Below are 13,306 nucleotides of genomic sequence, written 5' to 3' on the forward strand. Positions count from 1 at the left end.
ACAAAATGACAGAAATAATGGAAATGATTTATAATGTAGGATTCGTTCCGGTGGTAACACTTCATGATGTAAATAAAGCAGTGTGTCTTGCGAATGCGTTGGAAAGAGGAGGAATTCCTATAATAGAAGTAACATACCGCACAGAGGAAGCCTCCGAGTGTATACGGGCGATTCGAAAAGAATGCCCGAATATGCTTGTCGGAGCAGGAACTGTTTTATCGGTCGCTCAGGCTGAGTGTGCGCGGGATAGCGGCGCGATGTTCGTAGTTTCGCCCGGGTATGATGAGGCGGTTGTGGAATATTGCTGTAATAATCAGATTCCTGTTATCCCGGGAGTCTCAAATGCGGGCGAGATTCAAAAAGGCGTAGCGGCGGGGTTAAAAGTTCTGAAACTATTTCCGGCGGAACCAATTGGGGGACTTTCCGCGATCCATTATTTAGCCGCACCATTTCCGGGAATTAAATTTCTTCCGGCAGGCGGGGTCGTTATGGATAATCTGGCAGAGTATATGTCTGACGAGTATGTATTTGCCTGCGCAGGTGGATTAGTCACAAGAAAGAATCTGCTCGAATCGGAAGACTGGGAGGGAATCTCAGCTCTTTGCAGGCAAGTGATAGCAGTATCCCTTGGGTTTGAATTTGCGCATGTGGGAATCAATTGTGAAACTTCGGAAAATGCTCATGCCTGTGCCGACCGTCTTGAAGAGTTATTTGGGTTTACGGGCGAAGAAGGAAAGAGTTCTATATTTTCTGCGGACAAGCGTATTGAGATTATGAAAAAGCCTTTCTATGGTATCAATGGCCATATAGGATTTTTTACAAATTCCGTAAGGAGAGCAATATATCAGTTGACGAAACAGGGATTTGGCGTCATTGAAGAGAGTATTCGATATGATGTTGACGGACAATTAAAATCTGTGTATTTGCAGGATAGTCTGAATGGATTCATGCTTCATATCGTACAGAAAAGTTAGAAGGATTGTCGGAGCCGCTGCAATATAGATGAAGGGGCATCTATAGAGCAGCGGCTCCGGTGTTTTTGTTGCCGGGTATACCTGAAGTAAGGTCCAGTGGGCCTTATTCTGGCAATTGCATCGTTACTATATTTGGAAAAGTATAGAGCGGAAAGTAACAGAGATTTACTCTTCTTTGCACTTTCTGATCTCGTCCTCCGAGGTATCGCAGAGCATTATAATTTGCTCATTGCTGAGACCTTGTTTTACCATTTTAATGATGATTCTCTGGCGTTCTTTTTCAATTCCTTTTTCAATATTTTCCTGGTCTCTCATCAATAATGTCATATATTCATGCCTCCATTCTCGATTCTTTTTTGCTTCTTGTACAGCTTCCTCAAGTTCTCGTACATAAACATCATCCGTTTTTTCACCGGCCAGATAATCCAGAAAAGCTTTTAACTCATCACTCACATCATCCATTTATTATACACAATCCTTTTTTTAAATACAACTCAGGAATATCACTTTGGTTATATACGGTTATGGGGGATGCCAGAAATTGCGAAATTTTGCGGAAAAATAATAGAAAATAGGTAAGATGGAGGTATAAATTCATGTGAAATAATAGTAGCTTACCCAAAGGGCCATGGGCCCTTTGGGTAAGCATAGTAACAGAATAATGAACTACCGGTATCGGCGCCGTACATTTTTTACCGTTTAGAATCTCAGGCTAAGGCAGCTTAAGCCGCCGTCAATTTTACGATATTCCGAGGTATCCACCAGAATCACCTCATATCCTGCGTCTTCCACGATTTTTGCTACTTTCGGGAAGTTTGCCGGCACGATGACCTTGTTATTGACCCAGATACAGTTTGCCGCATAGGCTTCGTCTTCCGGGATTACATATTTGTTATATTGGGCAAAATCGGGTTTGTCGATAAATTCACCGGATACCAGCATATTATTATTTTCGATATAATTTACGCCGGTCTTCAGGTGGAGGACTTCCTCCAATACCACTTCTGATCCGCTGAGGCCGTACTTTTCCAGGATTGCGATAAACTGACGAATGCCCTCTGCGTTGGTCCTTGCGGAACGGCCCACATAAAAATGATCTCCGACCATCATAACGTCGCCGCCTTCTAATGTGCCGGGGGTTTTGATGTATTCGATGCAATCCTCACTGTAAAATTGTTTGATTACCGGGATCATCGCCTCTACTTCTTTGTTTCTGGAGGCTGCCCCTGGGTTCGTGATGATCGCACATTTTCTGGTTAGAACTGCCGTATCCTCCACAAAGCAGGAATCCGGGAAATTCTCATCTGCCTCCAATACGGTCACGTTCACGCCACAGCTTTTAAGTGCTTCGATATAGGCGTCATGCTGTTTGAGCGCCAGTTCATAATTCGGTTTTCCAAGTTCCGGAGCGGAAGTGATTCCCTCGATGATCTTGCTGCATGGTCTTTTTACAATTACATTCTGAAACATGTTAATATTCTCTCCTGACATAGTGTAGTATAAGGTATACCCAAAGGGCATCCCGTATGGCCATTCGGCCATTTCATAAGGTATATTTATGAAACAATATTAAACCCTTGCTGCATAAAAATCAAGAAAAACTGAATAAAAACACAGGAGAATGTAAAAATATTAAAATGGACAAGAGCATGAGGAAGGCTGCGAAACTGAGAGACTGGGATGAGGAAGAGCAGAAAAGAAATTTTCTGTATGTTGGAATTCCAACATACAAGTGAGAATTGGTAGAGTAAAATTACAAGTAAGATTTAAAATTGCCAAAAAGGAGGAAATACAATGTATAAAAATATTGACAAGAAGGTATGTCTGAAACTGAAAGATCTGGTAGCTTATCAGGAGGGACAGGTCGTAAGCAAGACGCTGGTACAGAATGAATATGTCAGCATGACCATTTTTTCTTTCGATAAAGGGGAAGAGATCTCCACACATGCGGCAGGCGGGGACGCAATGGTAACGGTGCTGGAAGGTACTGGTAAATTTACTGTAGGCGGAGACGTATTTATCCTGCATGAGGGAGATACCCTGATTATGCCGAAGGATATTCCGCACGCTGTGTTTGGCGAGGAACAGTTTAAAATGCAGTTGGTCGTTTCTTTCTAATTGCCGGATATAGGAAAACGGTTTTTGCAGAGAGCCTGCCGGGATTTTAGGGCTGAGGTGAGCTGTCTGTTCAGGTTTTTATAAAGAAGGCTTTGGAGCGAAGCCAGCGATTTTGCGCAGCCGGTTCATGGCTGCGCTTTTGCTATGCCTTGTATATACATACTTTTTTGAAAAACATCCCCTAAAGTTTTTGTATAATGGGGAAAAAGATGATATTCTATGAGTAGGTAATGAAAAGAGGTGAACACATAAAATGAGTGCTGCGATGAAGAAAAAACTCCCGGTAGGGATTGAGAATTTTGCCGAGATCAGGACAGAAGATTTTTACTATATTGATAAAACCGCATTGATTGCCGATTTGCTTCATAATTGGGGAAAGGTAAATCTTTTTACCCGCCCCAGGCGTTTTGGCAAATCTTTAAATATGAGTATGCTAAGGACATTTTTTGAAATCGGTTGTAATAAGGCGCTATTTGAAAATCTGAATATTTCAAAAGAAAAAGATTTATGTGAACAATACCAGGGTAAATTTCCGGTAATAGCGATTTCATTAAAAGATGTAAATGGTGAGAATTTTGATACTGCCCGTTCTATGATGTGTTCCATTATCGGAAGCGAGGCAATGCGTTTTGAGTTACTGAGTCAAAGCAAGCGGTTGTCGGAAATGGAAAAAGCGCGGTTTCAGGCACTTATCCATGTGGGAGCTGAGGGTAATTTTGAAATGTCTGATGAGATGCTTATGAATGCCCTTTTTACTCTCTGTTCTCTTCTTCACAAGCATTATGATACGAAAGTTATTGTTTTGATTGACGAATATGATGTTCCACTGGCAAAGGCAAATGACGGGGGATATTATGACCAGATGGTTTCTCTGATTCGTAATATGTTCAGCCGGGGACTTAAAACAAATGATTTTTTATATTTTGCTGTCTTGACGGGATGCCTGCGCGTGGCAAAAGAGAGTATTTTTACGGGTATGAACAATTTAAAAGTTTTATCCGTTGCCGACGTGCGGTTTGACAAGTATTTTGGTTTTATGGACTGGGAAGTGAGAGAAATACTGAAATATTATGGGCTTACTGAAGCATATACCAGTGTAAAAGAGTGGTATGACGGGTATCGGTTCGGGAATGTGGATGTTTACTGCCCGTGGGATGTGATCAGTTACTGCGACGAGTTAAGAGCTGACTCTACGGTAGTGCCGCAAAATTATTGGTCTAATACGAGCAATAACGATATTGTGAGACATTTTGTAGAAAAAGCTGATACAGGTACTATGAAGCGGGAGATTGAGAGACTGATTGCAGGGGAGACGGTGCTTAAGGAAGTCCGGCAGGAATTGACGTATAAGGAGTTGTATGATTCTGTAGATAATATATGGAGCGTCTTGTTCACTACGGGATATTTAACGCAAAGAGGAAAGGTGATGGGGGATAGGTTCGAACTTGCTATTCCCAATATGGAGATACGAAAAATATTTACCCGGCAGATCATGGAGTTATTTAAGAGCAATGTGCAAAAAGATGGGAAGACGTTACAGGTATTTTGTGAGGCCTTGAAAAAGGGTGATGCAAAAAAGGTGGAGGAGCAATTTACAGAATATTTGAAGAGAACGATCAGCATCAGGGATACATTCGTTAAGAAACCGACGAAAGAGAATTTTTATCACGGGATTTTGTTGGGCATTCTTGGATTTAAGGATACATGGGGCGTGGTGTCAAATGGAGAAGCAGGGGAAGGATACAGCGACATTCGGGTCGAGATTGACGAGGAAGAAATCGGAATTGTTATCGAGGTAAAATATGCGCAGGATACAGAGCTTGATGCACAGTGCAGGCGGGCGCTGAAGCAGATTGAAGAAAACGGATATGCAGACAGGCTTCGGGCGGAAGGAATGAAAACGGTGTTGAAATATGGTATTGCGTGTTGTAAGAAACGCTGTAAGGTATTAATTGGCGACTAATACTAGAGTCAAATACTCCCTGGTCCTGTCGTGGATTTGACTGGAAATATACCTTGTGAAACGGCCAAATGGCCGTACGGTATGCCCTTGGGTATACCTTGTGAAACGGCCGAATGGCCATACGGTATGCCCTTGGGTATACCTTGTGAAACGGCCAAATCGCCATACGGTATGCCCTTGGGTATGATAATAGAAAATCACACAAAATAGTGTAATTGTGGGGTTTGTCTTGCCTTGGATTGGGCAGATGATGTATTCTTAAGGTAGTTCATTGAAGGAAGTTTTTCGAAAATATGCCGTGCAGCTTTTAAAATTATGCGTTGGCAGAACTTGGGGGCTATGATAAAATATGGAGCATATACAGGAGGTATGTAATTATGCGCAAAACTAAGATTATTTGTACCCTTGGCCCATCGACGGACAAGGAAGGCGTTCTGGAAACTCTGATTAAAGAAGGGCTGAATGTCGCCAGATTTAACTTTTCTCATGGCACTCACGAGGAGCAGAAGGCAAGGCTGGATCAGCTAAAGGAGATCAGAGAGAGACTGGGACTCCCCATTGCAGCGCTTTTGGACACGAAAGGGCCGGAGATTCGTATTCGTACATTTGAAGAGGGAAAAGTAGAGCTTGTGGAAGGGCAGGAATTTATCCTGACGCCGGAAGATATTGTCGGAACGGCCAAGGAGGTATCCGTGACATACGAGAATCTGTATCAGGACGTAAAGGAAGGAGACAGCATTCTGATCGACGATGGACTGATCGGACTTCAGGTGCTTGCCATCGAGGGCAAGGATATTCGTTGTGTTGTAAAAAACGGCGGTATGGTTTCCAACCGGAAGGGAATCAACCTCCCGGGCGTGGATGTGAATATGCCGTTTATCAGCGAGAAGGACAGAGAGGATATCCTGTTCGGAATCAGGGAAGGATTTGATTTTATTGCGGCGTCATTTACCAGAACGGCGGAAGATGTGCAGGAGATCCGGGATATTCTGAAGGAAAATGGCGGAGAAGGGATCAACATTATTGCGAAGATCGAGAATCAGCAGGGCGTGAATAATATAGACAGTATTATAGAAGCGGCGGACGGAATCATGATCGCCAGAGGCGATATGGGCGTGGAGATTCCGCTGGAAGAGGTTCCAGTGATCCAGAAGGAGATTATTTCCAAGGTCTACAATGCAGGAAAGCAGGTGATCACTGCGACGCAGATGCTGGATTCTATGATGAAGAATCCGCGTCCGACCCGTGCGGAGACGACGGACGTGGCGAACGCCATTTACCAGGGCACAAGTGCGATCATGCTATCCGGAGAGACGGCGGCAGGAAAGTATCCGGTGGAAGCGCTGAAGACGATGGTGCGGATCGCGGTGCGTACCGAGAGTGATATCCCCTATGATCAGCTGCTTAGCGAGCGCAAGAAAGAGGGACGTCAGGATATGACCAGTGCAATTTCCCATGCGACCTGTATGACGGCGATGGATCTGGGCGCGAAGGCGATCATCACGGTCAGCAAGTCCGGACACACGGCGCAGATGATTTCCAAGTATCGCCCAGGCTGTCTGATCGTGGGCTGTACGCCGGATGAGAGGACTTATCGGAAGCTGAATATGTCCTGGGGGATCGCTCCGATCATGATCAAGGAAGAATATAGCATGGAGATTCTGTTCCTGCACGCGACGGAGGCTGCTGAGAGAGCGGGTTACGTGGTTGAGGGCGATATGACGGTGCTGACGGCAGGCGTGCCGCTCGGGAAACCGGGTAATACGAACCTGATCAAGGCTACGGTTGTGGGGGAGTATTAAGTAAAGATTGATTATTATGTAAAGCAGGAAAGCCGTTTTGCCGAATCATTCATGACAGGAGTCTGAAATCGAGATGAAAGTTATACGATATGTAGAATTGTAAATTGATGCGTAATCCGCTATACTAAGATGGAGGAAGGAACTTGGTATAGCGGATTTTTTAGGAGGTATCTATGGCGAAGACAGTTGCGATCGGGATACAGAATTTTGAGGAACTTATACAGAAGAATTGTTTTTATGTGGATAAGACAGATTTTATCAAAGAGTGGTGGGACAGTAAAGACAGTGTCACACTGATCGCGCGTCCACGGCGTTTTGGAAAGACGCTGAATATGAGTATGACAGAGCAGTTTTTTTCGGTGGATTATGCGGGAAGAGGAGACCTATTCGAGGGGCTTTCCATATGGGAGAATGAAGAATACAGGGAAATCCAGGGGACCTATCCGGTGATCAGCCTTTCTTTTGCAAATGTGAAGGAAGTTACTTTTCGGAATACGAAAGAAAAAATCTGCCAGCTTCTTACGAATTTGTACGTAAAATATTCTTTTTTGAAGGAGAGCGATGTGCTGGCAGATGCGGATAAAGCATTTTTTGACCGAATGCTGTCGCCGGTGGACATGCGCGATACGGATGCGACTTTAGCGTTGTATCAGCTGTCGGATTATCTTTGTCGTTATTATGGTAAGAAGGTCATTATTCTTTTAGATGAGTATGATACTCCGATGCAGGAAGCTTATGTAGATGGTTATTGGGAGGAGCTTACAGCTTTTACAAGGAGCCTGTTCAATTCCACCTTTAAAACCAATCCGTGGCTGGAGCGTGGACTCATGACCGGAATTACCAGAGTCAGCAAGGAATCGATTTTTTCGGATTTGAATAATTTGAAGGTAGTAACTACAACGTCTGATGAATATGCTACAGCCTTTGGATTTACGGAGCCAGAGGTATTTGCTGCACTGGAGGAATATGGGTTGGGTGCGGAAAGGGAAAGGGTAAAGCAGTGGTATGATGGCTTTATTTTTGGCAGCCATAAAGATATTTATAATCCCTGGTCCATTTTAAATTTATTAGATACAGGAACAATCACAACCTATTGGGCAAATACCAGTTCAAACAGCCTTGTAGGAAAGCTGCTTAGGGAAGGAAACCGTAAAGTCAAGGAAACGTTTGAGAGACTGTTAAAGGGCGAAGTCATAAAGGCTCCGATTGACGAGCAGATCGTGTATAATCAGCTAAACGGAAGCGAGGAGGCAGTTTACAGCCTGCTTGTGGCAAGCGGCTATCTGAAAGTCCTTTCTTATGAACGTTTGGATCTGCTGGAAAATGGAGAAGAGCAGATGTATGAACTGGCGCTTACGAATTATGAAGTGGAGCGTATGTTTGAGGGTATGATCCGTCGGTGGTTTGTGGAGGTAAAATCGGATTATAATGATTTTATCAAGGCGATGTTACTTGACGATCTTGATGCGATGAATGAATATATGAATCGGGTGGCTTTTGGAACATTCAGTTATTTTGATACGGAGCGGAACTCGCTGAGGGAGGAGCCGGAGCGTTTTTATCATGGATTTATGCTGGGGTTATTGGTAGAATTGCAGAACAGATATGTGATTACTTCCAACCGGGAGAGCGGCTTCGGCAGGTATGACGTGATGTTTGAGCCGAAGAATCCGAAGAAGGACGACGCGATCATCTTGGAATTTAAGGTGTTCAATGCGAGAAGAGAAAAGAGCCTTGCTGATACGGTAAATGCAGCGCTTCAGCAGATTGAGGAAAAGAAGTATGCGGCGCAGCTTGAGATGCGGGGGATTGCAAAAGAATGTATCCGGAGCTACGGATTCGCTTTTCAGGGGAAGAATGTGTTGATTGAAAAGGGATAATTTTGTGTATTTATTTTGTAGACTTGACGCACTATCAATTAACTGATATACTATCAAAAGATAGTATAATTCGGAGGTGGGCATAATTAAGTTAGGTGTTCAATCTAAGGAAAAAGAAGTAATTGAATTTCTGAGTGACCTGAAGAATACGCTTCATAGTAAAACGTTTGATGTAGATAATGATTTGACAATTATTAAATCGAAAAAGAAGGGTGAAAAAGTACAGTATTCCACGCGGTATACTTTAGTAGATTTGGATTATGATGCCAGTGATGTGGCAGAACGTTTAAAAGAATTAACAATCCGGGAATATTCGGAAACGCTGGTGGATAAAGATGATCTTAATCCCCCATTATTGTTTGTGTTTGGGAAAGACATTAATGGGAAACAGATTTATATAAAATTGAAAGTAAAAGGAAAGCAGACAAGACATGTATTATGCGTGTCCTTCCATTATGCGGAGAAAAGAATGTCATTTCCATATGCATGATGGGAATTAAAAGGGAGGAACCAAAATGGAGGCTATTACATTAATCAGAAAAGTTCATATGGAATGTCCACTATGTGATAAGGTTCACGAGATTGAGGAAAGGAAACGTATAACAAATACAGTTATTAAAGGGGAAGAGGTGACTTACGAAGAGAGATTCTATTTTTGTGCAAATGCTACTGAAGATGAAAACGAATTTGAAAGTGGTGCCATGATGAACGAAAATCTTCTGAATGCCCGCAATGCGTACCGGAGGAAGAAGGGGCTTCTTACTTCAAATGAAATAATTGAAATTCGTGAGAATTATGGATTATCCCAGGTGGATTTGGCAAGATTGCTGGGCTGGGGAGAGGCGACAATCTCGAGATATGAGAGTAAGGCCATTCAAGATGAGGCGTATGATGTGATGCTTCGTTTGATTAAGGATAATCCTTTAAAAGCACTGGAATTTTTGAAAAAAAATGGCGGCAAATTTTCGGCTTCAAAAAGAACAGGGGTAAGAGAGCAAATCATTAAAGAATTAGATACTTATGGAAAAGAATTTCTCACACGGCAGACATTTGAAGGTGAGTATGCTGACTTTGATGAGCCATCGGATTCTAATGGCTATGCAATACTTGATATTGATAAATTAGAAGCAGTGGTTTCTTATTTGGCTGAATTTATGTCGAACTTATATAAAGTGAAGCTTATGAAGTCATTATGGTATTCGGATGTATTATCTTATAAGCGGACCGGAAAAGCGATGACGGGGTTGGTATATAGGCATGAGGCTATGGGAGCGCTTCCTGTTGGACATTATAGTTTAATGAATCTAGAAAACTTAAATATTAAAGAAGAAATAAGTTATAACTATGATTCCATGCTTCATGTGTATCCTAGCGAGGCTGCGGATTATTCGATTCTTAGTGATGAGGACAAAGAAATTCTTGATGCTGTAATCAAGAAGTTTAAGAATTATAAGGCGTCTGAAATTGTGGACTACATGCATGAAGAAAAAGCATATAAAGAAACTTCAAATGGTGCGATTATCCCATTTAGCCTTGCTAAAGAGATCAGAAGTTTTGAATAAACTCAACAATGAAACTATTTTCCCGCATTACTTGAATTACCTGCGGTTTAATAGTATAATCTCTCTATTAAGGCACTTTAGAATACCAAAGCGCATAGTAATGATGAGGAGGCAACAGATATGATTAATTGGAATAACTTAGATACACTTACTTCATTTGAAGAGCTCCAGAATGTAGAGCGTGTGAAGCTGGCAGAGGCAATGTCCGGAGAGAACGGCGCAGAACGTGTAAAGAAATACAGCGTTCCGATGGCAGCAGGACTTAACTTTAACTACGGAGCAAGACCGGTGGACGACGCCGTACTTGCTGCTCTCGCAAAGCTGGCAGAAGAAGCGCAGCTTACAGAAAAGTATGAAGCTCTGTATAACGGCGAGATGATCAATACCGGCGAGAAGCGTCTCGTGCTTCACCAGCTTACCCGCGGTCAGTTAGGTGAGGCGGTCATCGCAGACGGCGTTGACAAGCGGGCTTTCTATGTAGAGCAGCAGAAGAACATCGCTGAGTTTGCGAATAAAGTACATGCCGGTGAGCTTACCAACGCAGCAGGAGAGAAGTTCACGACTGTTGTACAGATCGGAATCGGCGGAAGCGACCTTGGACCGCGTGCTATGTACCTGGCGCTGGAGAACTGGGCAAAGGTGAATGACACACTGAAGATGAAAGCGGAATTCATCAGTAATGTTGACCCGGACGATGCGTCGGGCGTTTTGAGCAGGATCGATCTTGCGCATTCTATTTTCGTACTAGTTTCAAAGTCCGGTACGACTCTGGAGACTTTGACCAATGAGTCTTTCGTAAAAGACGCTTTGGCAAAAGCGGGATTAGATGCTTCTAAACATATGATCGCTGTCACCAGCGAGACCTCTCCGCTTGCAAAGAGTGAGGATTATCTTGCGGCGTTCTTTATGGACGATTACATCGGCGGAAGGTATTCTTCCACATCGGGAGTAGGCGGAGCCGTATTGTCCCTTGCATTCGGACCGGAGGTGTTCGACCAGTTCCTTACCGGTGCGGCAGAGGAAGACGCGCTTGCAAAAGAGAAAGATCTCTTAAAGAATCCGGCAATGTTAGATGCTTTGATCGGCGTTTACGAGCGTAACATATTAGGCTACCAGAACACGGCAGTCCTTCCGTACTCACAGGCGCTCAGCCGTTTCCCGGCACACCTGCAGCAGCTGGATATGGAGTCCAACGGTAAGTCAGTGAACCGTTTCGGAGAGCCGGTAAATTATGCAACAGGTCCGGTCATCTTTGGAGAACCGGGAACGAACGGACAGCATTCCTTCTACCAGCTCCTTCACCAGGGAACAGATATCGTACCGCTGCAGTTCGTTGGATTTAGAAACAACCAGATGGAAAATGATGTTGTGATCCAGGGCAGTACAAGCCAGCAGAAGCTGTGTGCAAATGTTGCCGCTCAGATTGTAGCTTTTGCATGTGGCAAGGCAGATGAGAACCGCAATAAGAACTTCGAGGGCGGACGTCCGTCAAGCATCATTATCGGCGACAAGCTGGATCCGAAAGCCCTTGGAGCTTTGTTATCACATTTTGAAAATAAAGTGATGTTCCAGGGATTTGTCTGGAATCTGAACAGCTTCGATCAGGAGGGCGTACAGCTTGGCAAGGTATTGGCGAAGCGTGTACTTGCCCATGAGACAGACGGAGCACTGAAGGTATACAGTGATCTGCTGAATATCTAAGCGGCCACTCAGAAAATTGTAAATAAGAATCATGATGGGGGAATGTCCATATGAATCCGGTTTTGGGATTCGGGCGTATGATGGAATACGTGCAGACGTTCCCCCTATGTTGCCAAACAGGCCTGGTTTTTTGGCGAACATTGTACCAGATGGCGGTTTGGCAGATTCCCATCACGGCAGGTTAGGAGGATAAGATTGTGTTAGCAAATCAGGTTTTGCAGAGAATGATTTATGAAATAGCAGATATCGTAGGGTGTAATTGTTCCATCTGGAGCATGGAAGGATTGATGCTGGCAGCGGTGGGAGAAGAAAAGCCCGCGGTAAAACGGGAAGTAAAAAACTATATACTTGATGTCAGGGAATACGGGCCGCAGATACAGAAAATAGACGCAGAACTGGCACTTTTTACTGCCTGCGATGAGCTGGACCCGGTCTATATATTTGTGATGGAGCATAGAGGAACCGTAGACGCCCGCGTGAGCGGACGGCTCTGTATCAGCCAGCTTGAGGCGCTGATCCGCATGAATAAGGAGAGAATGGATAAGAACCGGTTCCTGCAGAATCTGATTTTAGACAATCTGCTTTTGGTGGACATTTATAATCAGGCCAGAAAGCTGATGATTCCCATCGAAAAAAAGCGGACAGTCATTTTAATTGAACCGAAGAACCCGGAAGATACGATCGTCCTTGATATGATCCGGGGAATTTACACTTCGGGCAGTGGAGACTATGTAACAGCGGTGGATGAGAGGCATGTGATCCTGATTAAATCACTGGAAGAGACAGAAGGTTACGAGGAAATCAACCACATAGTAGAGATGCTGGTGGATATGATAAATACCGAGGCGATGATGAATGTACGCATCGCTTACGGAACGGTGGTGCCGGAGCTGAAAGGGGTATCCCAATCCTATAAAGAAGCGGCGATGGCACTCGATGTAGGAAGAATATTTTATCCCGAGAAGAATATTTTCGGCTACAACGAATTAGGTATCGGACGGCTGATCCATCAACTTCCCTTATCGCTTTGCGAGATGTTTATGGAAGAAGTATTTGAAGGGAAAAATGTGGACCAGTTTGAGGAAGAGACGCTGTCAACGGTAGACAAATTTTTTGAAAATAATCTGAATATTTCGGAGACGGCGCGTCAGCTTTTTGTGCATCGGAACACACTGGTGTACAGGCTGGAGAAGATTCAGAAACAGACAGGGCTTGACGTAAGGATATTTGAGGACGCTCTGACGTTCAAGATCGCACTTATGGTGGCGGATCACATTAAATTTCTTCGAGCAGAGGAGCAATAGGA

General features: G+C 43.8%; 11 protein-coding genes. 9 read left to right on the plus strand and 2 right to left on the minus strand.

Going from position 1 to position 13,306, the window contains the following annotated elements; translation table 11 throughout:
* The first annotated feature begins 5 nt into the window (after window positions 1-5).
* A complete protein-coding gene (eda, locus tag ABXS75_02040) occupies window positions 6-974 on the plus strand; it encodes a bifunctional 4-hydroxy-2-oxoglutarate aldolase/2-dehydro-3-deoxy-phosphogluconate aldolase (GenBank protein ID XCP85608.1) in 969 nt (322 codons plus the stop codon).
* A 165-nt stretch (window positions 975-1,139) separates the two neighbouring features.
* On the opposite strand, the gene ABXS75_02045 is transcribed toward eda, so the two are convergent.
* Window positions 1,140-1,436, minus strand: coding sequence for a hypothetical protein (locus ABXS75_02045; protein ID XCP85609.1), 297 nt, complete (start codon window positions 1,434-1,436; stop codon window positions 1,140-1,142).
* Between the two features lie 237 nt (window positions 1,437-1,673).
* The gene (locus tag ABXS75_02050; GenBank protein ID XCP85610.1) at window positions 1,674-2,444 is read right to left on the minus strand and encodes an arginine deiminase family protein; all 771 of its coding nucleotides are present in this window, start codon (window positions 2,442-2,444) and stop codon (window positions 1,674-1,676) included.
* Window positions 2,445-2,768: 324 nt separating this feature from the next.
* Here ABXS75_02050 and ABXS75_02055 point away from each other — a divergent pair, with 324 nt between their 5' ends.
* The 8 genes from ABXS75_02055 (at window position 2,769) to ABXS75_02090 (ending at window position 13,304) form a co-directional block, all read left to right on the plus strand.
* Window positions 2,769-3,092, plus strand: a complete 324-nt coding sequence (locus ABXS75_02055) for a cupin domain-containing protein (GenBank protein ID XCP85611.1) — start codon at window positions 2,769-2,771, stop codon at window positions 3,090-3,092.
* A 253-nt stretch (window positions 3,093-3,345) separates the two neighbouring features.
* A complete protein-coding gene (locus tag ABXS75_02060; protein ID XCP85612.1) occupies window positions 3,346-5,055 on the plus strand; it encodes an AAA family ATPase in 1,710 nt (569 codons plus the stop codon).
* A 377-nt stretch (window positions 5,056-5,432) separates the two neighbouring features.
* On the plus strand, window positions 5,433-6,857 hold the full coding sequence (pyk, locus tag ABXS75_02065) for a pyruvate kinase (GenBank protein ID XCP85613.1): 1,425 nt from the start codon (window positions 5,433-5,435) through the stop codon (window positions 6,855-6,857).
* A gap of 173 nt (window positions 6,858-7,030) precedes the next feature.
* Complete coding sequence (locus ABXS75_02070; protein ID XCP85614.1) at window positions 7,031-8,737, plus strand: AAA family ATPase; 1,707 nt, start codon at window positions 7,031-7,033, stop codon at window positions 8,735-8,737.
* A gap of 76 nt (window positions 8,738-8,813) precedes the next feature.
* Complete coding sequence (locus ABXS75_02075; GenBank protein ID XCP85615.1) at window positions 8,814-9,227, plus strand: hypothetical protein; 414 nt, start codon at window positions 8,814-8,816, stop codon at window positions 9,225-9,227.
* A 25-nt stretch (window positions 9,228-9,252) separates the two neighbouring features.
* The gene (locus ABXS75_02080) at window positions 9,253-10,299 is read left to right on the plus strand and encodes a type II TA system antitoxin MqsA family protein (protein XCP85616.1); all 1,047 of its coding nucleotides are present in this window, start codon (window positions 9,253-9,255) and stop codon (window positions 10,297-10,299) included.
* Window positions 10,300-10,419: 120 nt separating this feature from the next.
* Window positions 10,420-12,000 carry a glucose-6-phosphate isomerase gene (locus tag ABXS75_02085; GenBank protein ID XCP85617.1) on the plus strand — a complete coding sequence of 527 codons (1,581 nt, stop codon included), beginning with the start codon at window positions 10,420-10,422 and terminating at the stop codon, window positions 11,998-12,000.
* A gap of 197 nt (window positions 12,001-12,197) precedes the next feature.
* Window positions 12,198-13,304, plus strand: coding sequence for a helix-turn-helix domain-containing protein (locus tag ABXS75_02090; protein ID XCP85618.1), 1,107 nt, complete (start codon window positions 12,198-12,200; stop codon window positions 13,302-13,304).
* The last annotated feature ends 2 nt before the right edge of the window (window positions 13,305-13,306 follow it).

The organism is Roseburia hominis (genome assembly GCA_040702975.1).
Lineage (GTDB): Bacteria > Bacillota > Clostridia > Lachnospirales > Lachnospiraceae > Allocoprococcus > Allocoprococcus hominis_A.

What these genes read in the sequence shown, in the direction of transcription:
- eda (XCP85608.1), top strand. Translation starts at nt 6, where the DNA reads ATGACAGAAATAATGGAAATGATTTATAATGTAGGATTCGTTCCGGTG.
- ABXS75_02045 (XCP85609.1), bottom strand. Translation starts at nt 1,436, where the DNA reads ATGGATGATGTGAGTGATGAGTTAAAAGCTTTTCTGGATTATCTGGCC.
- ABXS75_02050 (XCP85610.1), bottom strand. Translation starts at nt 2,444, where the DNA reads ATGTTTCAGAATGTAATTGTAAAAAGACCATGCAGCAAGATCATCGAG.
- ABXS75_02055 (XCP85611.1), top strand. Translation starts at nt 2,769, where the DNA reads ATGTATAAAAATATTGACAAGAAGGTATGTCTGAAACTGAAAGATCTG.
- ABXS75_02060 (XCP85612.1), top strand. Translation starts at nt 3,346, where the DNA reads ATGAGTGCTGCGATGAAGAAAAAACTCCCGGTAGGGATTGAGAATTTT.
- pyk (XCP85613.1), top strand. Translation starts at nt 5,433, where the DNA reads ATGCGCAAAACTAAGATTATTTGTACCCTTGGCCCATCGACGGACAAG.
- ABXS75_02070 (XCP85614.1), top strand. Translation starts at nt 7,031, where the DNA reads ATGGCGAAGACAGTTGCGATCGGGATACAGAATTTTGAGGAACTTATA.
- ABXS75_02080 (XCP85616.1), top strand. Translation starts at nt 9,253, where the DNA reads ATGGAGGCTATTACATTAATCAGAAAAGTTCATATGGAATGTCCACTA.
- ABXS75_02085 (XCP85617.1), top strand. Translation starts at nt 10,420, where the DNA reads ATGATTAATTGGAATAACTTAGATACACTTACTTCATTTGAAGAGCTC.